20 protein-coding genes are annotated in these 21,591 nt (G+C 73.3%); 10 read left to right on the top strand and 10 right to left on the bottom strand.

The window, feature by feature from the left end; all coding sequences use genetic code 11:
- Nucleotides 1-15: 15 nt before the first annotated feature.
- Nucleotides 16-780, top strand: a complete 765-nt coding sequence (locus tag ACFQ53_RS04945; RefSeq protein ID WP_377856152.1) for an SDR family NAD(P)-dependent oxidoreductase — start codon at nt 16-18, stop codon at nt 778-780.
- A gap of 25 nt (nt 781-805) precedes the next feature.
- On the opposite strand, the gene ACFQ53_RS04940 is transcribed toward ACFQ53_RS04945, so the two are convergent.
- Nucleotides 806-1,534: a VOC family protein gene (locus ACFQ53_RS04940; protein WP_377856149.1), complete on the bottom strand. Its 729-nt coding sequence runs from the start codon at nt 1,532-1,534 to the stop codon at nt 806-808.
- Nucleotides 1,535-1,667: 133 nt separating this feature from the next.
- Here ACFQ53_RS04940 and ACFQ53_RS04935 point away from each other — a divergent pair, with 133 nt between their 5' ends.
- Both ACFQ53_RS04935 and ACFQ53_RS04930 read left to right on the top strand, forming a co-directional pair.
- The gene (locus ACFQ53_RS04935; RefSeq protein ID WP_377856146.1) at nt 1,668-2,345 is read left to right on the top strand and encodes a dihydrofolate reductase family protein; all 678 of its coding nucleotides are present in this window, start codon (nt 1,668-1,670) and stop codon (nt 2,343-2,345) included.
- Nucleotides 2,346-2,389: 44 nt separating this feature from the next.
- Nucleotides 2,390-3,436 (top strand): DUF4037 domain-containing protein, encoded by a 1,047-nt coding sequence (locus ACFQ53_RS04930; RefSeq protein WP_377856143.1) that lies wholly within the window; start codon nt 2,390-2,392, stop codon nt 3,434-3,436.
- Nucleotides 3,437-3,444: 8 nt separating this feature from the next.
- Here ACFQ53_RS04930 and ACFQ53_RS04925 read toward each other — a convergent pair whose 3' ends face one another.
- Genes ACFQ53_RS04925 through ACFQ53_RS04910 form a run of 4 tightly spaced genes read right to left on the bottom strand, consistent with a single transcriptional unit; the run spans nt 3,445 to nt 7,587 of the window.
- Nucleotides 3,445-4,461: an alpha/beta fold hydrolase gene (locus ACFQ53_RS04925; RefSeq protein WP_377856140.1), complete on the bottom strand. Its 1,017-nt coding sequence runs from the start codon at nt 4,459-4,461 to the stop codon at nt 3,445-3,447.
- Nucleotides 4,461-5,033 carry a hypothetical protein gene (locus ACFQ53_RS04920; protein WP_377856137.1) on the bottom strand — a complete coding sequence of 191 codons (573 nt, stop codon included), beginning with the start codon at nt 5,031-5,033 and terminating at the stop codon, nt 4,461-4,463. The genes ACFQ53_RS04925 and ACFQ53_RS04920 overlap by 1 nt, the downstream gene beginning before the upstream one ends.
- Entirely contained in the window at nt 5,030-6,763 is a 1,734-nt protein-coding gene (locus ACFQ53_RS04915) for a phospho-sugar mutase (RefSeq protein ID WP_377856206.1), read from the bottom strand. Before ACFQ53_RS04915 ends, ACFQ53_RS04920 begins: the two co-directional genes overlap by 4 nt.
- Nucleotides 6,763-7,587 (bottom strand): purine-nucleoside phosphorylase, encoded by an 825-nt coding sequence (locus ACFQ53_RS04910; RefSeq protein ID WP_377856134.1) that lies wholly within the window; start codon nt 7,585-7,587, stop codon nt 6,763-6,765. The genes ACFQ53_RS04915 and ACFQ53_RS04910 overlap by 1 nt, the downstream gene beginning before the upstream one ends.
- Before the next feature lie 40 nt (nt 7,588-7,627).
- On the opposite strand from ACFQ53_RS04910, the gene ACFQ53_RS04905 reads away from it, so the two are divergent.
- Nucleotides 7,628-9,127 (top strand): NAD(P)H-quinone dehydrogenase, encoded by a 1,500-nt coding sequence (locus ACFQ53_RS04905; protein WP_377856131.1) that lies wholly within the window; start codon nt 7,628-7,630, stop codon nt 9,125-9,127.
- Between the two features lie 31 nt (nt 9,128-9,158).
- On the opposite strand, the gene ACFQ53_RS04900 is transcribed toward ACFQ53_RS04905, so the two are convergent.
- The 5 genes from ACFQ53_RS04900 to ACFQ53_RS04880 form a co-directional block, all read right to left on the bottom strand.
- Nucleotides 9,159-10,937, bottom strand: coding sequence for a biotin carboxylase N-terminal domain-containing protein (locus ACFQ53_RS04900; RefSeq protein ID WP_249479206.1), 1,779 nt, complete (start codon nt 10,935-10,937; stop codon nt 9,159-9,161).
- A 104-nt stretch (nt 10,938-11,041) separates the two neighbouring features.
- Entirely contained in the window at nt 11,042-11,689 is a 648-nt protein-coding gene (locus tag ACFQ53_RS04895; RefSeq protein ID WP_377856127.1) for a Maf family protein, read from the bottom strand.
- Nucleotides 11,686-13,374 carry a DUF885 domain-containing protein gene (locus tag ACFQ53_RS04890; RefSeq protein ID WP_377856124.1) on the bottom strand — a complete coding sequence of 563 codons (1,689 nt, stop codon included), beginning with the start codon at nt 13,372-13,374 and terminating at the stop codon, nt 11,686-11,688. Before ACFQ53_RS04890 ends, ACFQ53_RS04895 begins: the two co-directional genes overlap by 4 nt.
- A gap of 32 nt (nt 13,375-13,406) precedes the next feature.
- Nucleotides 13,407-13,703: a hypothetical protein gene (locus ACFQ53_RS04885; RefSeq protein WP_377856121.1), complete on the bottom strand. Its 297-nt coding sequence runs from the start codon at nt 13,701-13,703 to the stop codon at nt 13,407-13,409.
- Nucleotides 13,700-15,289 carry an acyl-CoA carboxylase subunit beta gene (locus tag ACFQ53_RS04880; protein WP_377856118.1) on the bottom strand — a complete coding sequence of 530 codons (1,590 nt, stop codon included), beginning with the start codon at nt 15,287-15,289 and terminating at the stop codon, nt 13,700-13,702. Before ACFQ53_RS04880 ends, ACFQ53_RS04885 begins: the two co-directional genes overlap by 4 nt.
- A 154-nt stretch (nt 15,290-15,443) precedes the next feature.
- Here ACFQ53_RS04880 and ACFQ53_RS04875 point away from each other — a divergent pair, with 154 nt between their 5' ends.
- The 6 genes from ACFQ53_RS04875 (at nt 15,444) to purE (ending at nt 21,586) form a co-directional block, all read left to right on the top strand.
- A complete protein-coding gene (locus tag ACFQ53_RS04875) occupies nt 15,444-16,400 on the top strand; it encodes a biotin--[acetyl-CoA-carboxylase] ligase (protein ID WP_377856115.1) in 957 nt (318 codons plus the stop codon).
- Nucleotides 16,397-17,629, top strand: a complete 1,233-nt coding sequence (locus tag ACFQ53_RS04870) for an adenylate/guanylate cyclase domain-containing protein (RefSeq protein WP_377856112.1) — start codon at nt 16,397-16,399, stop codon at nt 17,627-17,629. The genes ACFQ53_RS04875 and ACFQ53_RS04870 overlap by 4 nt, the downstream gene beginning before the upstream one ends.
- A gap of 73 nt (nt 17,630-17,702) precedes the next feature.
- A complete protein-coding gene (locus ACFQ53_RS04865) occupies nt 17,703-18,398 on the top strand; it encodes a response regulator transcription factor (protein WP_377856108.1) in 696 nt (231 codons plus the stop codon).
- 3 nt (nt 18,399-18,401) lie between these two features.
- Nucleotides 18,402-19,826 carry an ATP-binding protein gene (locus ACFQ53_RS04860; RefSeq protein WP_377856105.1) on the top strand — a complete coding sequence of 475 codons (1,425 nt, stop codon included), beginning with the start codon at nt 18,402-18,404 and terminating at the stop codon, nt 19,824-19,826.
- Nucleotides 19,827-19,835: 9 nt separating this feature from the next.
- Nucleotides 19,836-21,062, top strand: a complete 1,227-nt coding sequence (locus ACFQ53_RS04855; RefSeq protein WP_377856102.1) for a 5-(carboxyamino)imidazole ribonucleotide synthase — start codon at nt 19,836-19,838, stop codon at nt 21,060-21,062.
- Nucleotides 21,059-21,586 carry a 5-(carboxyamino)imidazole ribonucleotide mutase gene (gene purE / locus ACFQ53_RS04850; RefSeq protein ID WP_377856099.1) on the top strand — a complete coding sequence of 176 codons (528 nt, stop codon included), beginning with the start codon at nt 21,059-21,061 and terminating at the stop codon, nt 21,584-21,586. Before ACFQ53_RS04855 ends, purE begins: the two co-directional genes overlap by 4 nt.
- The last annotated feature ends 5 nt before the right edge of the window (nt 21,587-21,591 follow it).

Raw genomic sequence — 21,591 nt, 5'->3', positions numbered from 1 at the left:
CCGGAAGGAGCACCGATGACGCGGACGGCACTGATCACCGGGGCGAGCGCGGGACTCGGCGCGGACTACGCGCGCGCTCTCGCGCGTCGCCACGTCCACCTGGTCCTCGTCGCGCGCCGGGCCGCTTCGCTCGAGGAGCTGGCGACCGAGCTCGAAGGCCTCGGCGCCGACGGCATCGAGGTGCTTCCCGCGGACCTCGCGCAGGTCGCGGACGTGCAGGCCGTCGTCGCCCGGCTCGCGGACCCGTCGCGTCCCGTCGACGCCCTCGTCAACAGCGCCGGATTCGGCCTGCCCCTCGCCTTCGAGAGCAACGACATCGAGGACGAGGTGCGCCACCTGCGCCTGCACGACGAGGTGCCCATGCGGCTGATGCATGCGGTCCTCCCCGGCATGCTCGGGCGCGGTCGGGGATCGATCCTGAACATCGCCTCGGTCGCCGCCTTCACCCCGCGCTCGACGTACTCGGCGGCGAAGTCCTGGATCGTGAGCTTCTCGCGCTGGGCGAACGCCCGATACCGGCCGCGCGGCGTCACGGTCACGGCGGTCTGCCCCGGCTTCACCCACACGGAGTTCCACGCCCGGATGGGTCTGGCCCGGGGCAAGGAGGGGATCCCCGGGTGGATGTGGCTCGACGCGCCGCGGGTCGTCGAGGAGTCGCTGCGCGATGCCGCCCGCGGGAGGGCGGTATCGGTGCCGAGCCGTCGCTACCGGGCGATCGTCGGCCTCACCCGCTTCTTCCCCGCGGGACTGCTCGCGAAGGCAGCAGCCCGCGGGCGCTGAGACCGCGCTGGTCGTGCCGGCGCGCTCATCGCGGCAGGGCGATGCGCACGGTGAACTCGTTGCCGTCCGGATCCGTCATCGCCGTCGAAGTCGCCCCGGGCAGGAGAGGGTCGTCCCCGGACGCTATGCGCGCGCCGAGGCGCTCCAGCCGCGCGCAGGCGGTGCTCAGCTCCGCGGCGTTCCCGACGCGGAGGGCGAGGCGGATCCGGTCCTTCCCGTGCCGCGGCATCAGAGGCGTGCCCGACCAGGTGATCTTGGCGCCGCCGCGCGGCGACTGGATCGCCGTCTCCTCGCCCTCGTCCCAGACGAGCGGCCACTCCAGGGCCGCGCTCCAGAACTCGCCCAGCGCGTGGGTGCCGTCGCAGTTGACGGCGCCGATCACCCCGGTGCCGCGGAGGAATCCGTTGCCCGGCTCGATGATGCACATCTCGTTGCCCTCGGGATCCGCGAGGACCTCGTGCGGGTCCTCGGAGCCCTGGCCGATGTCGGCCCGTCGGCCCCCTGCGCGGAGCACGCGCGCGATCGTCGCCTCCATCTCCGGGGCGCTGGCGGTGGTGAGATCGAGGTGGATGCGGTTCTGCGAGGCCTTCGGGACTCTCGTCGGCACGAAGCGCAGGCGGAGGCCGTCACGGTCGGGCGGGAGGAGTCCCGTCCCGGGCGCCGCCTCGCGGTCGAGGAGGGCGGCCCAGAAGACCGCGAGCGTCTCGGGTGAGTGCGCGTCGACATCGATGCCGTCCAGTGCCAGTCCGGTCATGGCGCGAGGGTATGCCCGCGCTCAGCGGCGGACCAGCGATTTCCGAGCAGCCGGGAGGTCCCGCGGGAGCGCGAGGTCAGGGGCCCGCACGAACGGACACGCGCGCGACCCGCGCGGCGCGCATACTCGCTCCATGAGCGCTGATCGCACCGACCCCACGTCCTCCGCCGATGGCTCGCGGACCCGCGTGCAGGGCATGTTCGTCTCCCTCGACGGGTACGCCGCAGGCTCCTACGTGACCTTCGAGGAGCCGTTCGGAGAGGCGATCGCGCTCACCCGAGGGTTCGACGGCCGCGCCATCCACGGCGTCGACAAGGTCGAGGACCTCAGCTTCGACGCCGCGATGACGAGCCTGTGGGGCCAGGGCATCGGCGTCGAGATCATGGGCCGGCGCAAGTTCGGGCCGCAGGAGGGGCCGTGGACCGATGACGGCTGGCGCGGCTGGTGGGGCGAAGAGCCGCCGTTCCGCACGCCCGTCATCGTGCTCACCCACCACGAGCGCGAGCCGCTCGCGTTCGAGAACGGCACCGTCTTCCACTTCCTGGACGCCTCGCCGCACGAGGCCCTGCAGAGGGCGCATGAGCTCGCCCCGGGCACGGACGTGCGGATCGGCGGCGGACCGAGCACCGTGCGGGAGTTCCTCGCGGCCGACCTCGTGGACACGATGCACCTCACGATCGTGCCGGTCACCATCGGATCGGGAATGCGCCTGCTCGAAGGGGGCCTGCCTTCTTCCGACGACTTCTTCATCGAGTCGGTCACGCTGCCCAGCGGTCGCGCCCATCAGATCTGGTACCGGCGCCGCCCGTGACGGACAGGCAGCCCGACGAGCGATCACCGGGTCATGATGGGCTCATGTCCTCCGAATCCACGCCGACCTCCGGCATCGCGCTGGCGCGCACGTACTGGACCCAGATCGTCCGCCCCCTGCTCCTCACCCGCTGGCCGGACATCGCCCACGCTGCGGGGAGGGTCGGCCAGGGATCCGACGTGCTGGGCCTGGACGACGAGATCTCCCGTGACCACGACTGGGGACTGCGCCTGAGCCTCTTCGTCGAGGAGGACATGGTCGTCCCGGTGCGGGACCTGCTCGCGGACCTGCTGCCCGAGTCGTTCGCCGGTCATCCCACCCGATTCGCCTTCACCGGCGACGCGAGCACGGAGCATCACGTCGAGGTCCGCAGCGTGAGCGGTTTCGCCCGGGAGCGGCTCGGCTGCGACCCGCGGGCGGGCCTGGACGCCGCGGAGTGGCTCTCGATCTCCGGCCAGTCCGCCCTCGAGATCACCGCAGGCGCGGTCTTCACCGACACGACGGGCGAGCTGACAGACCTGCGCCGGAGCCTGCGCTGGTATCCCGAGGAGATCTGGCGGTACGTCGTCGCGTGCGACTGGTCCAGGATCGAGGAGGAACTGCCGCTCCTGGGACGAGCGGGCCAGCGAGGAGACGACCTCGGCTCTCGGGTGATCGCCGCGCGGATGGTCGACGTGTGCATGCATCTCGCCTTCCTGCTCGAGAAGCAGTGGGCGCCGTACTCCAAGTGGCGGGGCACCCTGCTGCGGCGACTGCACTGCGGTGACCAGGTCGCCGCACCGCTCGTCGAGGTGATGCGTGCTGCGAGCTGGCGCGAGCGGCAGGCGCCGCTCGTCCGGTCGCTCGACGTGCTTCTGCGCCTCCAGCGGAGCGCCGGTCTGCCGTTCGCGGAGCCGGCTGCGGTCGCCTTCTGGGACCGTCCGTTCATGCAGCCAAATCCGTGCATCGTCGAGACGCTGCGCGAGGGCATCAGCTCGCCGGAGGTCCTGGCGCTGCATCCGGGGCGCGGCAGCATCGAGCAGCGCAGCCACAACGTCGCGATCCTCACGGATGCGGCGGCGCGCAGGGCACTGGTGGGACTGCGGGGGTGAGGGGGCGATCAGCATCTGCGGCGGTCGCCGTCGAGCAGCCTCGTGTTCGCGGCGCTCCAGGCCTCGACCATGGACGTGCCCCCGTGTCCGTCCTGCTCGTCGATCACGAGCGTCGATCCCGGCCAGCGGCGGTGCAGCTCCCAGGCCGTCACGGCGGGCCCAGAGACGTCCCGGCGACCATGGATCAGCACCGCGGGGATCCCCTCCAGCACGGCCATGTTCTCCAGCAGCGGCGGATCCAGGAATCCGTCGTGCGACCAATAGCGGGTGGTCAGGCGCACGAAGGCGAGACGGAACGCGTCGTCCTCCCAGCGCGGGTCGCGGCGGACGGCGGGGGGAGAACCCGTGCGCTCCGCGCTGTCGGTGCCGTCGGTGCCGCCGGTGCCGATGGAGACGTGGGTGTCCTCCCACAGCGCCCACTCGCGCGAGGCCGCCTCGCGCACGGCCGCATCCGCGGAGTTCACCAGGCGAGCGTAGGCCTCGACGATCCGGCCCTCGCCGCGCGCATATCCGATGCCCGCGCCCTCGGCGAAGGAGGCGAAGCGGTCCCACGCCTCCGGGAAGATCGCCCCGACGCCCTCGGTGATCCAGTCGATCTCGCGGCGGCGGGTCGTCGTCACCGCGAACAGCACCACGCCGAGCACCCGCCCGGGATGGGCCTGCGCGTAGGCGAGAGCGAGAGTGGATCCCCAGGACACTCCGTTGACGATCCAGCTCTCCACCCCGCGTGCCTCACGCAGGACCTCGATGTCGTCGATGAGGTGCTGCGTCGTGTTCTCCCCGAGGGACACCGACGGATCCGAGGCGTGCGGAAGCGAACGTCCGCAGCCGCGCTGCTCGAGGCCGATCACCCGGGTGCGCTCGAGGTCGAACCGGTGGCGGTACCCGCTCCTGCCGAGCCCGCCGCCCGGACCGCCGTGGAGATACACGGCGGGGACGCCGTCCGGGGCGCCCCACTCCTCCCAGTAGATGCTCTGGCCGTCGGCGACGGGGAGCAGACCGCTCTCGCGCGGACCATCGGTCATCACTGGTCATCTCCTCCGCACGCCGTGGGCCTCGCCTCGTGTGCCGAGCGCATGGATCGACGCTCCGAGAGCTCACGCAGCCAGCGCCGTGCCCGCCGACGGCTCGTGAGCCGCACGACGTCGACGTGCTCGGCGACGTCGTCGATCTCCGCCATCACCCGGGGACGCATGCGCCGCCGGTAGGTCCCGACGTACCGGAGCACGCCGAGGCTCAGCCGGTTGTGCACCCCGTTCGCGTGGTGGCCGGCGCCGTGACGCACCTGCCGCCAGAGGACTCCGAGGAGCGCGCTCGTGGTGGGAACGTCCATCATCACCACGGTGTCGCATGCGGCAAGACGGATCGGAAGCGTCGCGCAGTGATTCCCGTCGATCACCCACCGGTCCCCGCTGACCATGTCACGCTGGCGCGCCGCGAACTGCTCGGCGGGCAGCGGATGCCAGTCCTGGTCGTAGTACACGGCGTCGAGATGCGTGACCGGGATGTCGAGCATCCTCCCGAGCGCGCGAGACACGTAGGTCTTGCCGCTCCCGCCCGAGCCGACGACGGCGATCCGCTCCATGGCGCCGCTCACGCCCCGGTCAGCGCAGTCCGCATCTCCTGGGTGATCTGCTCCAGGTGCGCGGCGGCGGACGTCCGCACGGCGCCGAGCGCTGCCACGTCGGCCTCCGGGTCCACCGCCTCGTGCACCTCGATGTAGCACTTGAGCTTGGGCTCGGTTCCGGAGGGGCGCACGATCACGCGGGAGTCGTCGGCCGTGGCGAGCAGTACGCCGTCGGTCGGGGGCAGACCCGTCGTCGCCACGGAGCCCTCGGCGAGGTCGTGCACCTCGGTGACGACGCTTCCCGCGAGCGAGCGGGGCGGCTGCTCGCGCAGACGCGCCATCATCACGTCGCGCTCGGAGAGCTCGGTGACGCGGATCGAGAGCTGCGAGGTCGCGAAGAGTCCCGTGGACCGCGCGAGGTCGTCGAGATCCTCCACGAGGCTGCGCCCGCGCGAGCGCGCGTCGGCCGCCGCCTCCGCGACCAGCAGCGCCGTCGAGAGGCCGTCCTTGTCGCGCACCACGTCCGGCAGCACGCAGTAGCCGATCGCCTCCTCGTAGCCGAAGACGATGCCCGGGGCGCGGGAGATCCACTTGAAGCCGGTCAGCGTGGTCGCCGACCCGCGGCCCTCGGCCTCGGCGACCCGTGAGAGCCAGCGGGAGGAGACCACCGAGTTCGCGAACACGCCGCGGGTGCCGTGCACGCGCATGAGGCGCGCCCCCAGCAGCACGCCCAGCTCATCGCCCGTGAGCATGCGCCATCCGCCCAGGTGCGGGTCCACGACAGCGGCGGCGCAGCGGTCGGCATCGGGATCGTTCGCGATCACCACGTCGGCCTCGACGGTCCGCGCGAGCTCGAGGGCGAGGTCGATCGCGCCCTTCTCCTCGGGATTCGGGAAGGCGACGGTCGGGAAGTCCGGGTCCGGATCGGCCTGCTTGGCGACCGAGTGCACATCCGTGAACCCGTTCCGGTGCAGGGCGGCGATCGCCGTCGCCCCGCCCACGCCGTGCATCGCGGTGTGCACGATCCGCGCCTCGCGCGGGGAGTCCGGCTGCAGGATCGTGGAGATCGCCTCGAGATAGGCCTCAGGGACGGCGGGGTCCATGGTCGCCCAGCCGGACTCCGCCCGCGGGATCTCGCGGACGGGGCCGACGGCCGCGATGCGCGCGGCGATCTGCGCGTCCGACGGCGGGACGATCTGCACGCCCCGGCCGTCGGCGTCGCTCGCACGGCCGCCCAGGTACACCTTGTAGCCGTTGTCGGCCGGGGGATTGTGGGAGGCGGTGACGACGACCCCCGCGTCGGCGTCCAGGTGCCGGGTCGCGAAGGCCACGAGCGGGGTCGGGCAGTGCCCGTCGGAGAGGATCACCCGGCAGCCGGCGGCCGTCATGATCGCGGCGGACTCCCGCGCGAAGGCCTCGGAGTGGTGGCGGGCGTCGTGTCCGATCACCACGAGCGGCGCCGCGTCCGTGCCGCCTCCGCCGAGCTCGCCGAGCAGGTGCTCGGCCAGGCCGCGGGCGGCGCGGGAGACCACAGCGAGGTTCATGCGCTGCGGGCCGGGGCCCATGCGGCCGCGCAGCCCTGCGGTGCCGAAGGCGAGGGTGCCGTCGAAGGCGTCGGCCAGCTCCTCGGCCGCGGCCTCCGCCTCCGGGCCCTCGCCGCTCGCCTGGTCGAGCAGGCCTCGCAGCGCGGCCCGCGTCGTCGGATCGGGATCGTCGTCCATCCACTCCTGCGCGCGTGCGCGCAGCTGCGCGTCGATCATCACGCGGCCTCGGCGATCCTGCGGACCACGCGTGCGAGCAGGTCCGCGATGCGCGGCCCGGCCTCGCGGCCCGCCTCGACGACCTCCTCGTGGCTGAGCGGGGTCGGGCTGATGCCCGCCGCCAGGTTCGTCACCAGGGAGATGCCCAGGATGTCCATGCCCGCCTCGCGCGCGGCGATCGCCTCGAGCGCCGTGGACATGCCCACGAGCGTCGCGCCCATCGTGCGCGCCATGCGGACCTCGGCGGGGGTCTCGTAGCTGGGGCCGCGGAACTGCATGTAGACGCCCTCCGCGAGCGAGGGGTCGACCTCGTGGGCCACGTCCCGCAGGCGCGGGGTGTACAGGTCGGTGACGTCCACGAAGGTCGCGCCGCGCAGCGGGCTCGCGCCCGTGAAGTTGATCTGGTCGGAGATCAGCACCGGGGTGCCGGGCGTCCAGGACTCGTCGATCCCGCCGCAGCCGTTGGTCAGCACCATGGTGCCGGCGCCGGCCGCCGCGGCGGTGCGCACGCCGTGCACCACCGCCTCGACACCCGCGCCCTCGTAGAAGTGGGTGCGGGCCCCGATCACGAGCGCGTGGGCGTCGCCGCCCTCGATCGCGATGGAGCGCAGCGTCCCCACGTGGCCCGCGAGGGCGGGAGCGCGGAAGCCGGGGACCTGGGTCGCCGGTGCCTCCCAGACGGTCTCTCCCAGCAGGTCGGCCGCGCCGCCCCAGCCGGAGCCCAGCACCAGGGCGATGTCGTGACGGGGAACGCCGCTGAGTTCGGCGATGCGGGCGGCCGCCTCGCGGGCCGCGGCCTGGGGATCGACGTCGAGTTCGCTCATGCGGCCCAGCCTACGGCGGCTCGTGGGCCACAATGAGCAGATGGCCGATCCGAGCACAGCACTGCCCCCGGACCCCGACCGCACCGGCGCCGACGGCGGCTCGGCGCCGCGGGTCGTGATCATCGGCGGCGGCCCCGGCGGGTACGAGGCGGCCCTGACGGCCGCGCGCACCGGCGCCCGGGTGACCCTCGTCGAGGAGCGCGGCATCGGCGGCGCGGCGGTGCTCACCGACGTGGTCCCCTCCAAGAGCCTGGTCGCCACGGCCGACGTCCTCGACCTCGTCGGCGCCTCGGCCGGGCTCGGCATCCGCGACGCCGAGGACGCCGGGGAGCCCGTCGCCGGGTCGCTCACGGTGGACCTCGCCCGGGTGAACGAGCGCCTGCGCGGCCTCGCCCGCGCCCAGTCGGAGGACATCGCGGCCTCGCTCGCGGCCGCCGGCGTCGTGGTGCGCCCGGGCCGCGGACGCCTCGAGGACGCCGAGCACGTGGCGGTGCTGTCCGAGGGCGGCGAGGCCGTGGAGATGCTGCCCGCCGACGTGGTCCTGCTGGCCGTCGGCGCGCGCCCCCGCGAGCTGCCCGAGGGTCGTCCCGATGGCGAGCGGATCCTCTCGTGGACCCAGCTCTACGACCTGGACGAGCTGCCCTCGCACCTGATCGTCGTCGGCTCCGGGGTCACGGGCGCCGAGTTCGCGAGCGCCTACCGAGCCCTCGGCAGCGAGGTCACCCTGGTCTCCTCGCGCGACCAGGTGCTCCCTGGAGGCGACGAGGACGCCGCGGCCGTGCTCGAGGAGGCCTTCACCCGCCGCGGCGTCACCCTGTGCTCCCGCTCCCGCGCCGCCTCCGCGCGGCGCGCACGTATCGCCGACGGCGACGGCGCCGACGGCGGGGACGGCAGCGGGGAAGGGGTCGTCGTCACCCTCGAGGACGGCCGCGAGATCCGCGGCAGCCATGTGCTGATGGCCCTCGGCGCGGTCCCCGCGACCGCCGGGCTGGGGCTCGAGGAGGCGGGCGTGCGTCTGCGGCCCAGCGGTCACATCGACACCGACCGGGTCTCCCGCACCTCCGTGCGCGGCGTCTATGCGGCGGGGGACTGCACGGGCGTCCATCCGCTCGCCTCCGTCGCCGCCATGCAGGGGCGCATCGCCATGCACCACGCGCTCGGCGAGGCGGTGGGACCGCTCATCCACCAGCAGGTGTCCTCGGCCGTGTTCACGAGCCCCGAGATCGCGATGGTCGGGCTCGGCGCCCGCGAGCTCGTCGACGGGGCCGACGGCGAGGTGCACGTGCTCCCGCTCGCCACGAACCCGCGCGCGAAGATGCAGGGGCTCACGGACGGTTTCGTGAAGCTCGTCGTGCGTCCCGGATCGGGGACCGTGATGGGCGGGGTGGTCGTGGCCCCGCGGGCGAGCGAGCTCATCCACCCCATCACCCTCGCCGTCGCGCAGCGGATGACGGCCGAGGAGCTCGCCTCGGCCTTCACGGTCTACCCCTCGCTCACGGGTTCGATCGCCGAGGCGGCGAGACGGCCCGCGGGGGAGTAGGCCGCTCCGCGGGCGCGAGCGGCGAGCGCTCTCAGTCCTCGATGCTGCAGAGCACGGCGCCCGCGGAGACGGTGGCGCCGACCTCCGCGTCCAGCCCCGAGATCTTCCCGGAGCGGTGCGCAGTGATGGGCTGCTCCATCTTCATCGCCTCGAGGACGAGCACGAGGTCGCCGTCGGCGACGCTCTGCCCGTTCTCGACCATGATCTTCACGATCGTGCCCTGCATCGGCGCGGTGACGGCGGCGCCGCCCGCGGAGCCGGCCTCCGCCTGGCGCTTGCCGACGCGGCGGCGCTGGCGCACGGGCTGCTGCGGGGCCCGCAGGGAAGCCGGCAGGCTGACCTCGACGCGGCGGCCGTCGACCTCGACGACCACGGACTCGCGGCCCTCGGGCTCCTCGGGCTGCGCGGGCAGCGCGGCCTGCGGGATGTCGTTGTGGAACTCGGTCTCGATCCAGCGGGTGTGGACGGAGAACGGGGTCTTCGGGTCCGACGGCGCGAACGCCGGGTCGCTCACGACCTTGCGATGGAAGGGGAGCACCGTGGGCATGCCCTCGATGCGGAACTCGTCGAGGGCGCGGCGGGAGCGCTCGAGCGCCTCCTGGCGGGTCGCGCCGGTGATGATGAGCTTGCCGAGCATCGAGTCGAAGGCGCCCGAGACCTCGTCGCCCTCGCGCACGCCGGAGTCCACGCGCACGCCGGGGCCCGAGGGCGGGGAGAAGAGCTTCACCACGCCGGGCGAGGGCAGGAAGCCGCGGCCCGCGTCCTCGCCGTTCAGGCGGAACTCGAAGGAGTGGCCGCGCGCGATCGGATCGGTCGAGGAGATCTTCTCGCCGGAGGCGATGCGGAACTGCTCGCGCACCAGGTCCACGCCGGCGACCTCCTCGGAGACCGGGTGCTCGACCTGGAGGCGCGTGTTGACCTCGAGGAAGGAGATGGTGCCATCCGTGCCCACGAGGAACTCGCAGGTGCCGGCGCCCACGTAGCCCGCCTCGGCGAGGATCGACTTCGAGGCGGCGACGAGCTCGGCGTTCTGCTCGCGGCTGAGGAACGGCGCGGGCGCCTCCTCGACGAGCTTCTGATGGCGGCGCTGCAGGGAGCAGTCGCGGGTCGAGACGACCTGGATGTTGCCGTGGGAATCGGCGAGGCACTGCGTCTCCACGTGCCGCGGCGCGTCGAGGTACTTCTCGACGAAGCACTCGCCGCGGCCGAAGGCTGCGGTCGCCTCGCGCACCGCGGAGTCGAACAGCTCGCGGACCTCGGACTCCTCACGGGCGACCTTGAGACCGCGGCCGCCGCCGCCGAAGGCGGCCTTGATCGCGATCGGCAGGCCGTGCTCACGGGCGAACGCGACGACCTCGTCGCTGCCCTCGACAGGGTCCTTGGTGCCCGCGACGAGCGGCGCGCCGGCCTTCTCGGCGATGTGGCGCGCGGAGACCTTGTCGCCGAGCGACTCGATGGCCGACGGGGGCGGGCCGATCCACACCAGGCCCGCGTCGATCACGGCCTGCGCGAACTCGGCGTTCTCCGAGAGGAAGCCGTAGCCGGGGTGGACGGCCTCGGCGCCCGAGCGCTCGGCGATGTCCAGCAGCTTGTCCACGACCAGGTACGAGTTCGCGGCGGTCTCGCCGCCCAGCGCGTAGGCCTCGTCGGCCACCGTGGTGTGCAGGGCGTTGCGATCGGGGTCCGCGTAGACGGCGATCGAGCGGAGCCCCGCGTCCTTGCAGGCCCTGGCCACACGCACCGCGATCTCCCCGCGATTGGCGATGAGCACCGATCCGAACGGGCGGTGCTGGGAGTTGCGAGATGCCATGGGGCGGGTCCTTCCGGGGGAGATGATCGGGACGAGTCTAGTTCAGCGGGAGCGCGCGTCGAATCCGTCCGCGCGTCGCGCCGCGCACCTCACTGCGCGCGGCTTCAGCCCTCGCGCCAGAGCTCGTGGACGCCGATGCCGATCTGCGCGAGCAGATCGCGCAGCAGCGGGAGGCTCAGGCCGACGACGGCGTGCGGATCCCCCGTCACGGAGGTGATGAAGGGGCCGCCGAGCCCGTCGATCGTGAAGCCGCCCGCGACGCCGAGCGGCTCGCCGGTCGCGACGTAGGCCTCGATCTCCTCGTCGGAGAGGTCGGCGAAGGCGACCTCGGCGCTCGCCGTCGCCCCGATCGTCGCGCCCGTTCCCTCGTCCTCGGCGTCGCGGTCGTCCACGAGCCAGTGCCCGCTGTGCAGCACCGCGGTGCGACCGCGCAGCCGCCGCCAGCGCTCGGTCGCCCGTTCGGGCGTGTGGGGCTTGCCGATGACCTCCCCGTCGACCTCGAGCATCGAGTCGCAGCCGAGGACGACGTAACCGCCCTCGGACGACTCGACGACCGCGTGGGCCTTCTCGCGGGCGAGCAGCAGCACCGCCTCGGCGGGCTCGAGGTCGCCTGCGGCCTCGAGCAGCGCGTCCTCGTCGAGATCGGCCGCCATCCGGTCGAACTCGATGCCCGCCCGCTCGAGGGTCGCGCGGCGCCCCTCCGAGCCCGAGGCGAGCAGGAGCAGGGGCAGGGACTCGTCGATCGTGCTCATGCCAGGGCCTCCTTGAGGACGGACAGGGGAAGGCTGCCGAGCTCGAGGGCGCGGCGGTGGAACTCGCGCGGGTCTCCGCCCGCGGGGACGTGCTGCGCGCGCAGCTGCTCCCAGGTGCGGCGGCCGACGGCATAGGACGGGGCCTGGCCGGGCCAGCCCGCGTAGCGGTTCAGCTCGAAGCGGCGCTCGGCCTCGCTCGCGCCCCAGTTCGGGGCCATGAAGTCCCAGGCGGCGTCGAAGGTCCACGATCCGCCGTCGGCCCCGGGGAGGCCCTCGGGCACGGGCAGCTGGAGGTGCAGGCCGATGTCGAGGACGACCCGGCCCGCGCGCATGCGCTGGGAGTCGAGCATGCCCAGGCGGTCGCCGTCGTCCTCGAGGTGGCCGAGGGAGTCCATGAGCTTCTCGGCGTACAGGGCCCAGCCCTCACCGTGCCCGGAGACCCAGCACATCAGCGCGCGCCAGCGGTTGAGCGTCGCGGCCTGGAGGGTCTGGGTGCCGACCTGCAGGTGGTGGCCGGGGACGCCCTCGTGGTAGACGGTCGTGGTCTCCGTCCAGGTGCGGAACTCCGTGTTCTCCGGCGGCACGTCCCACCACATCCGGCCGGGCCGCGTGAAGTCCTCGCTGGGGCCCGTGTAGTAGATGCCGCCGGAGCCCGTGCGGGCGATCATGCACTCCAGGCGCTGCAGCTGCTCGGGGATGTCGAAGTGGGTGCCGGTGAGCTCGCGCAGCGCGGTGTCGGATTTCTCCTGCATCCAGGCGCGCAGGGCATCGGTGCCGTGGAGGATCCGCGCGGGGTCCGCGTCGAGCGAGGCGCGGGCGGCCTCGATCGAGGATCCGCCGTCGTTGCCGTAGTGGGCGTTCAGGCGGCTCGCCACCTGCTCCTGCTCGGCGATGATCCCGTGCAGCTGATCGATGCCCCAGGCGTAGGTCTCCTCGAGGTCGACCTCCTCGCCGAGGAACAGGCGCGAGGCGAGCTGGTAGTGCTCGCGCCCCACGGCGTCGGCCTCGGGGGACCGCTCGCGCAGGGACTCGAGCACATCGGCGATCCGCTGATACCCGCGGGAGGCCTCTGCGGCCGCCTCCTGGACGTGCTCGCGCTGGGCGTCGTCGCCCTTCGCCTCGCGCGCGAAGGCGGGGAAGAAGTCCTCGGCGTAGCCGCGGGCCTGGGCGGCGCCCAGCTCCAGCTGGCGACGGGCGGAGACTGTCCCCTCGGCGGCGGCCTCGCGGAGGGACTCGGCCCAGCCGTCGAGCGACTGCGGGATCTTCGCGAGGCGCTCGGCGATGACCTCCCAGTCCTCCGCGGAGTCCGTCGCCATCTGGTCGAACACGTCGCGCATCTGCAGGTTCGAGGCGAGGTTGTTGACGCTCGCGACGTCGAGACCGCGGTCCGCGAACTCGATCTCGAGGCCCAGGCGCTCGCGCATGGCGGCGCGCGTGACCGCGTCCACGGCGTCCTCGTCGGGGGTCCGATCGATGCGATCGAGGGTCCGACGGGCCTGGTCGGTGCGGGCGGCGTTCGCCGCGGGGGAGTAGTCGGTCACCTCGCCCTCGTGCCCGGGGACGCCCAGGGAGGTCGCGAGGAACGGGTCGGACTCGATGGAGCGGGCGACGTGCTCGTCGGCGACGGCGTCGAGGGCCGTGCGGGCACGTCGGGAAGAGGTCTGCGAGGGGGCGTCGGAGGTCATGACGCCAGACTAGGCGAGGAGCCGCCGTGATCTCAGCGGTCGGAGAACATCCAGGCCGACTCGGAGGGGAGGCCGCGCAGGGCGTGGGAGCGCGGGAAGCTGTGGGAGGCGTCGGACCAGGCTCCCGCCGCCCCTCGATGCTCGTCGGCCAGCGCGCGCTCGCCGGCCTCGATGCGGCTCGCGACGCTCATCGCGGAGACGGCGACCGCGATCGCGGCGAGCTCGTCGTCGGCCAGGCGCCCGGCGACCAGCCGCACGTCCCCGCCGGCGACGGCGACGGCCTGGCCGCCGCGCAGATCCGGCTCGCCTGGCGCGCTGCCCCCGCTCACAGGGGGATGTTCCCGTGCTTCTTGGTGGGCAGCGACTGGCGCTTCGTGCGCAGCATGCGCAGCGCGCGGGCGATCTGCGCGCGCGTGGCGGAGGGCTCGATGACGCTGTCGATCCAGCCGCGCTCGGCGGCGGCGTACGGCGTCGCGAACTCCTCCTCGTACTCCGTCTGCAGCTTCGCGCGCTCGGCCTCGACATCGCCGCCCTCCTCCGCGACCTTCTTGAGGTTCTGGCGGTGCAGGATGTTCACTGCGCCCTGTGCGCCCATCACGGCGATCTGCGCGGTGGGCCAGGCGAGGTTCACGTCGGCCCCGAGGTCCTTCGAGCCCATGACGATGTAGGCGCCGCCGTAGGCCTTGCGGGTGATCACGGTGACCAGCGGGACGGTCGCCTCCGCGTACGCGTAGAGCAGCTTCGCGCCGCGGCGGATGATGCCGCTGAACTCCTGGTCGGTGCCGGGCAGGAAGCCGGGGGTGTCCACGAAGGTCAGCACGGGGACGTTGTTCGCGTCGCACAGGCGGACGAAGCGCGCCGCCTTCTCGGAGGCGTCGATGTCCAGGGTGCCCGCGAAGTGCGAGGGCTGGTTGGCGATGATGCCGACGCTGCCGCCCTCGATGCGGCCGAAGCCCACCACGATGTTCTGCGCGAAGCTCGGCTGGACCTCGAGGAACTCGCCCTCGTCCAGCACGGTCTGCAGCACCCGCAGCATGTCGTAGGGCTGGTTGGGGGAGTCGGGGATCAGGTCGTCCAGCCCCCGGTCCTCCGCCGTGGTCTGCTCGTCGAACGGGGTGGGGAACGACGGGGCCGGGCTGAGCGTGTTCGAGGGCAGGTAGCTGAGCACGTCCTTGACGTACTCGATCGCGTCGTCCTCGTCGGGAGCCATGTAATGGGCCACGCCCGAGCGCGTCGAATGGGTGCGCGCGCCGCCGAGCTCCTCGAAGCCGACGTCCTCGCCGGTGACGGTGCGGATCACGTCGGGCCCGGTGATGAACATGTGCGAGGTCTTCTCGACCATCACGATGATGTCCGTGAGCGCGGGGGAGTAGACGGCACCGCCAGCGGCGGGGCCCATCACCAGCGAGATCTGGGGGATCACGCCCGAGGCGCGGGTGTTGCGGCGCATGATGCCCGCGAACATCGCGAGCGAGGCGACGCCCTCCTGGATGCGCGCGCCGCCGCCGTCGAGGATGCCGATGATCGGCACGCCCGTGGACAGCGCGAGGTCCTGCACCTTCTGGATCTTGCGGCCGTGGGCCTCGCCGAGCGAACCGCCGAAGACCGTGAAGTCCTGGGAGTACACGCACACCTGGCGGCCGTCGATCGTGCCGTACCCGGTGACGATGCCGTCCCCGTCGGGGCGGCGCTTCTCGAGCCCGAAGGCGTGCGACTGATGCGTCACGAAACGGTCGGTCTCGACGAACGAACCGTCGTCCAGGAGGTCGGTGATGCGCTCGCGGGCGGTCTTCTTGCCGCGTGCGTGCTGCTTCTCGACCGCGACCTCGTCAGCTGCGTGGACGACTCGGTCCTCGCGTCTCTGCAGGTCGGCGAGTCGTTCGGCCGTGTTCAGAGGCCGGGGGGCGTCGGTCACGGAACCTCCTGTGCGGACCGTCGGGGAAACACGGGGATACTACGCTACCCAGGCGCTGCGCCCCTGCACCCGGGGCGCCGCGGGCAGGTCGCGGGCCCCCGGGAGGGCGCGCGATCCAGCGCGATCCAGGACGAGCGGGAGGACGGGAACGGGCATGGCCAGCAGCGAGTCGACGACGCGGGGAGGGCGCGCACCCGCTCTGCATGTCCTCGCCCACACCTCGTCCACCCAGGACGCCGCCCGTGATCTGCTCCGCTCCGGGGTCGAGCCCCCGTTCGCGGTCCTCACGCGGGACCAGCGCAGCGGGCGCGGGCGCCTCGGACGGCCGTGGAGCACGCCGCCCGGCGGAGGGCTCGCTCTCACGCTCGTCCGCGCGAGCGGGATCGGCCCCGGGGTGCGCTCCTGGTACCCGCTGGTGACGGGCCTCGGCGCGCTCGAGGCCCTGCGCGGTGCAACCGGCGCGGGCGGGGGCATCGGACTCAAGTGGCCCAACGACCTGCTCACCGCTGATGCGCGCAAGCTCGGCGGCATTCTTCTCGAGGGCGACGGGCCCGGTCACGTGCTGGTGGGCATCGGGGTCAACCTCGCCGGTCCCGTCGAGCTCGCCGACGCCTCGGCACTGCCCCCGGCCTGGCTCTGGGGCGAGGACGGCATCGCCTCTGCGGACCCGGGACCCGTCGCGTCCGCGCGGGACGCCGCGGCGCGCGCCCTCGCCGCGGCGATCGCCGAGGGCGTCGAGCGCGAGCTCGCCCTGCTGGACGCCCACGAGGGGGACGCGATGGCGAGCGGCCAGCGGGAACGCTATGGTATGGCGTGCCTCACACTGGGGCGCGAGGTGCGGTTCGACGACCTCTCCGCGACGTCCGTCCCCGGCCCGCGCGCGCCCGCCGCGCACCTGCCGGACGGCGGCGCCACGGCCCGGGCCCTGCGCCTGGACGCCGACGGCCGGCTCGTGCTGGGCCTGCCCGAGGGTGCGGAGCGGGTCGTCTCGGCCGGCGACGTGCGGCATCTGCGCACCCTCGACGGCGACCCGCCGCCGGCGCCGCCCGGTGCGACCGCCGCGACCTCCGCCCCTGCTTCCCCCGACGACATCCAGGAGACCCATCCGTGACCGACGAGAACCCGGACCTCGCCTCGGACCTCGAGCCCGACGCCCGCGACGCCGACCTCGACGTGGAGCCCGAGGTCGCCGCGCCCGGTGAGCGCGTCCCGCACGACGCCCTCGCCGCGCTCGACGACCTCGAGGGCTCCGAGAACCTGCGCGAGGCCGAGATCTCCCCGCAGGAGATGGCCGCGCTCAACCGCCGCTTCCAGTCGGTGCGCCGCAGCGTGGGCGCCCTCGAGCGCGTGCTCCTGCAGGGCCCGCGCGAGCACTCGCGCCGGGACCTCGCCGAGCAGCAGGGCATCCCCGAGCGCCTGATCTCCACCTACTGGCGCTCCCTCGGCTTCGGCCCCGTCGACGAGGACACCGTGGTCTTCACCGACGAGGACGCCTTCGCGATCGGCGACCTCGTCGCCATGGTCGACGACGGCGCGATCTCCGAGCGGGCCTTCACCTCGATCTCCCGCGGGCTGGGGTACCACATGGGCCGCCTGGCCATGTGGATCACCGAGGCCCTCGTCGAGGAGGCCAAGAGCCGCGACGGGAAGGACGACGGCGAGGCGCGCGAGCAGATGCTCGAGACCGTCCCCCAGCTCATCGAGACCCTCGAGACCCAGGTGCTGTTCACCTTCCGCCGCCAGCTCGCGGCCTATTCCGCGCGGGCCGGCTCCGAGGTGCTGCAGGCCAGCGAGAACGGCACCCACGACGAGGTGTTCCCCCTGAACCGCGCGGTCGGCTTCGCCGACCTCGTGCAGTTCACGCGCCTCTCGCGCTCCCTCGGCGGGGCGGAGCTGGCGGACGTCGTCACCCAGTTCGAGGTCACCTGCCGCGACATCATCTCCGTGGGAGGCGGCCGCGTGGTCAAGACCGTGGGCGACGAGATCATGTTCCTGGCCGACGCGCCCGAGGACGGCGCCCAGATCGCGGTGTCGATCGCCGAGGCGATCCGCGACGACCCCGATCTGCCCTCGGCCCGCGTGGGCATGTGCTGGGGGTCGATGTTCTCCCGCTACGGCGACGTCTTCGGGCCGACGGTCAACCTCTCGGCGCGCCTGGAGAGCGTCGCCGACCCGGGTGGAGTGCTCATCGACCTCGCCACGGCCGAGGCCGTCGAGCGCGCGCTGCCCGGCGGGTTCCGGGCCTCCGAGATACGCCCCACCGAACTGCACGGCATCGGCACGGTCGAGGCCGTCGCGCTCACCCGCGGCACCTCCGAGCCGCTGGACATGGGCCTGTGATGCGGGTGCCTGGGAGGGGGTCCGCGCTCGCGCCTCGGAGCAGGCGCACAGGTCGGGACGTAGGATGCCTCCTGTGACACGACTGCTGCTCGTCGAAGACGATTCCGCGATCGCCGAACCGCTGTCCCGCGCGCTCGACCGCGAGGGCTACACGGTCTCGCGCGCCTCGCGCGGTATGGATGCCCTCGGCATCGCCGCCGCCGGGGACCCGATCGACCTGGTCATCCTGGATCTGGGACTCCCGGACCTCGATGGCCTCGAGGTCGCTCGGCGCCTGCGCAAGGGCGGCCTGGAATCCCCGATCCTCATCCTCACCGCCCGCGCCGACGAGGTCGACGCCGTCGTCGGCCTCGACGCCGGCGCCGATGACTACGTCACCAAGCCCTTCCGGCTGGGCGAGCTGCAGGCGCGCATCCGCGCCCTGCTGCGACGCGCCCAGTCCGTCGAGGAGTCCACGAGCGCCTTCGACGTCAACGGCGTGTCCCTCGACGTCTCCGCTCGTCGCGCCTACGTCGACGGCGAGGAGCTCAGCCTCTCCGCCAAGGAGTACGACCTGCTCACGGTGCTCGTGCGCGAGGCCGGCAGCGTGGTCACCCGCGACGACCTCATGCGCGAGGTCTGGGGCGCCGAGTGGTGGGGCTCGACCAAGACCCTCGACATGCACATCTCCTGGCTGCGTCGGAAGCTGGGCGATGACGCCACCAATCCCCGCAGGATCACCACCGTCCGCGGCGTCGGCTTCCGTTTCGAGACCGGCGACGGGAGCTGACGCGTGCGCACGCGAGTGCTGCAGGCGACGGTCATCACGGTCATCCTCACGGTCCTGCTGCTGGGCATCCCGCTGGCGTACTCGTGGCTTCAGCTGACCGACCAGAACCTCACCGCGCGCGCCACCTCCATCGCCAACGAGGTCCGCACCAACGCCGAGAAGCGCATCAGCGACGACCGGCCCATCGACAAGGCGATGCTCCAGCAGATCGCCGATTCCCAGCCCGACCTGGCCGTGCACATCACGGTGACCTATGAGGGCCGCACCATCGAGGCGGGACCCGACCCGGGCAACAGCACGAAGGTGATCTCCACGCCCGGCACCTCCGGCGTGAACGTCACCGTCACCATCACCAAGGCCGACGTGCGCGCGCACACCGCGAGCGCGGCCGTGCTCATCATCGTCGCCGGCCTCGCGGCGATCTCCATCGGCGTCTCCGTCGCCCTCTGGCAGGCCCAGCGGATCTCCGCGCCGCTCGCTCGGCTCACCCGCCGGGCCGAGGAGATGGGCTCGGGCCGCGCGCGCGGACCCTGGCGGCCCAGCGGCATCACCGAGATCGACACCGTCGCCGAGGAGCTCGCGAACTCCGGCGCCCAGCTCACCGAGCGGCTCGAGGCCGAGAGCCGACTCGCCTCCGATGCCTCCCATCAGCTGCGGACGCCGCTCACCGCGCTCTCCATGCGCCTGGACGAGATCCTCGCCACCAGCTCCGAGGAGTGGGTGCGCGACGAGGCCCGGATCTCGCTCGAGCAGATCGACCGCCTCACCGAGGTCGTCCACGACCTCATCAACGCCCCGCGCTCCTCGCAGCGCCGCACCCCCGGCGTCGTCGAGCTGCGCACCGTGCTCACCCAGCAGAGCGAGGAGTGGTCCCCGGCCTACCGCGCCGCCGGCCGCGAGCTGCGCATCCAGGTGCCGCGCGCCGCCGCCGTCTGGGGCTCCACCGGCCCGCTCACCCAGGTCGTGGCGACCCTCGTGGAGAACTCCCTCACCCACGGCGGAGGGCGCACCCTGGTCAAGGTGCGCCGGAACGAGAAGTCCACGGTCGTCGAGATCTCCGACGAGGGCCCCGGCATCGACCCCGCGCTGGGCAAGCGCATCTTCGAGCGCTCGGTCTCCGGGCGCACCTCGGGCACGGGCGTCGGCCTCGCGCTCGCCCGCACCCTCGTGGAGGACGACGGCGGGCGCCTCGAGCTGCTCAGCGAGCAGCCCGCGACCTTCGGCGTCTTCCTCATCTCCGCGCCCGACGAGGACACCGCCGGCGCGGAGGACATGGTGCTCGGCGCCGAGTCGGCCGACGAGCTGGGCTCCCTCCCGCAGGGCGCGGTGCTGCCGCGCCGCCGCCGGGGGAGCGCCGGGCACGGACACGGCCACCGCGCGCGCACGTCGGCCCGGACGGCCGCACCCGAGGACCGCAGCCGCTCCTAGGATGGGGCCGTGCCCCCGAACTCCGCGCCCCACGACCCCGCCCCGACCAGTGCTCCCGCGGCTCCGCGCATCGGCGTCGTCGGCGGCGGGCAGCTCGCCCGGATGATGCTCGGTCCGGCGATCGAGCTCGGCCTGCCGCTCACGGTGCTCGCCACCGATCCCGCCGAATCGGCCGCCCAGGGCGCGGCCCGCGTGAGGATCGGCCGCCATGACGACGAGGAGGCCGTGCGCGCTCTCGCCGCCGAGGTCGACGTCCTCACCTTCGACCACGAGCACGTGCCGCCGCGCATCCTCGAGGGCATCGAGCGCGACGGGCTCGCCGCGGTGCGGCCGGGACCCTCGGCCCTCGTCCACGCTCAGGACAAGCTGCTCATGCGCGAGCGCCTCAGCGCCCTCGGCCACCCGTGCCCGCGCTGGTGGCGCGCGGTCTCCGCGGCCGATGTCGACGCCGCGCTCGCCGAGATCGGCTCGGCCGCCGGGGAGGGCGCCGCGCCAGCGCCCCGCGCCGTGGTGAAGACCCCGCGCGGCGGCTACGACGGCCACGGAGTGCGCATCGTCTCCGCGGGCGGCGACGTCGCCGACTGGTTCGAGGAGCACGACGAGCTGCTCGTCGAGGAGCTCGTGCCCTTCACCCGGGAGCTCTCCGCGCAGGTCGCGCGCCGGCCCGGCGGCGAGATGCTCGCCTTCCCGGTGGTGCGCTCGACGCAGAAGGACGGCGTGTGCTTCGAGGTGCTCGCCCCCGCCCCGGACCTCTCCGCCGCCGATCAGGAGCGCATCCAGCACCTCGCCCTGCGGATCGCCGAGGACCTCGGCGTCACCGGCATGCTCGCCGTCGAGCTGTTCGAGACCACCGCCGGCGAGGTGCTCGTCAACGAGCTCGCCATGCGCCCCCACAACACCGGCCACTGGTCGATGGAGGGCGCGGTCACCGGCCAGTTCGAGCAGCACCTGCGGGCCGTCGCCGACCTCCCGCTCGGGGCGAGCGCGCCCCGCGCCCCGCACGCCGTGATGGTGAACCTCCTGGGCGGCTCGCGCGAGGACCTCGCCGCCGGCGCCCGCGAGGCGATGGCGCAGGACCCCGAGCTGAAGATCCACCTCTACGGGAAGACCGTGCGGCCCGGCCGGAAGGTCGGCCATGTGACCCTCGCGGGGGAGGACCCCGCGGACCTGCTCGCGCGCGCCCACCGCGCCGAGCGGCTCATCATCGACGCCGTGCACGAGGAGCAGAGCGCATGAGCACACCCCAGGACCACACCGCCCCTCGCGTCGCGATCGTGATGGGCTCGGACTCCGACTGGCCGACGCTCAGCCCCGCCCGCGACGCCCTCGCGGAGTTCGGCCTGGACGCCCACGTGGACGTCGTCTCAGCCCACCGCATGCCCGAGGACATGGTCGAGTTCGGGCGCACCGCCGCGGACCGCGGCCTGCGCGTGATCATCGCGGGAGCCGGCGGCGCCGCCCACCTGCCCGGCATGCTCGCCGCCCTCACCCCGCTGCCCGTGATCGGCGTGCCCGTCCCGCTCAAGCACCTGGACGGGATGGACTCCCTGCTCTCGATCGTGCAGATGCCCGCCGGGGTGCCGGTCGCGACGGTCTCCATCGGCGGCGCCCGCAACGCGGGACTTCTCTCCGCCCGCATCCTCGGTGCGGCCGACGACGCCGAGGGCGAGCGCCTGCGCGAGCGCATGCGCGCCTTCCAGGGCGAGCTGCGCGACCTTGCGCACGCCAAGGGCGAGTCGCTGCGCTCGTCCCTGTCCTGAGCGGC

The organism is Brachybacterium sp. NPDC056505 (assembly GCF_042794925.1).
Classification (GTDB): Bacteria; Actinomycetota; Actinomycetes; order Actinomycetales; family Dermabacteraceae; genus Brachybacterium; species Brachybacterium kimchii.
The sequence above is the reverse complement of the archived record's forward strand: the minus strand, read 5'-3'. Positions and strand labels throughout refer to the sequence as shown.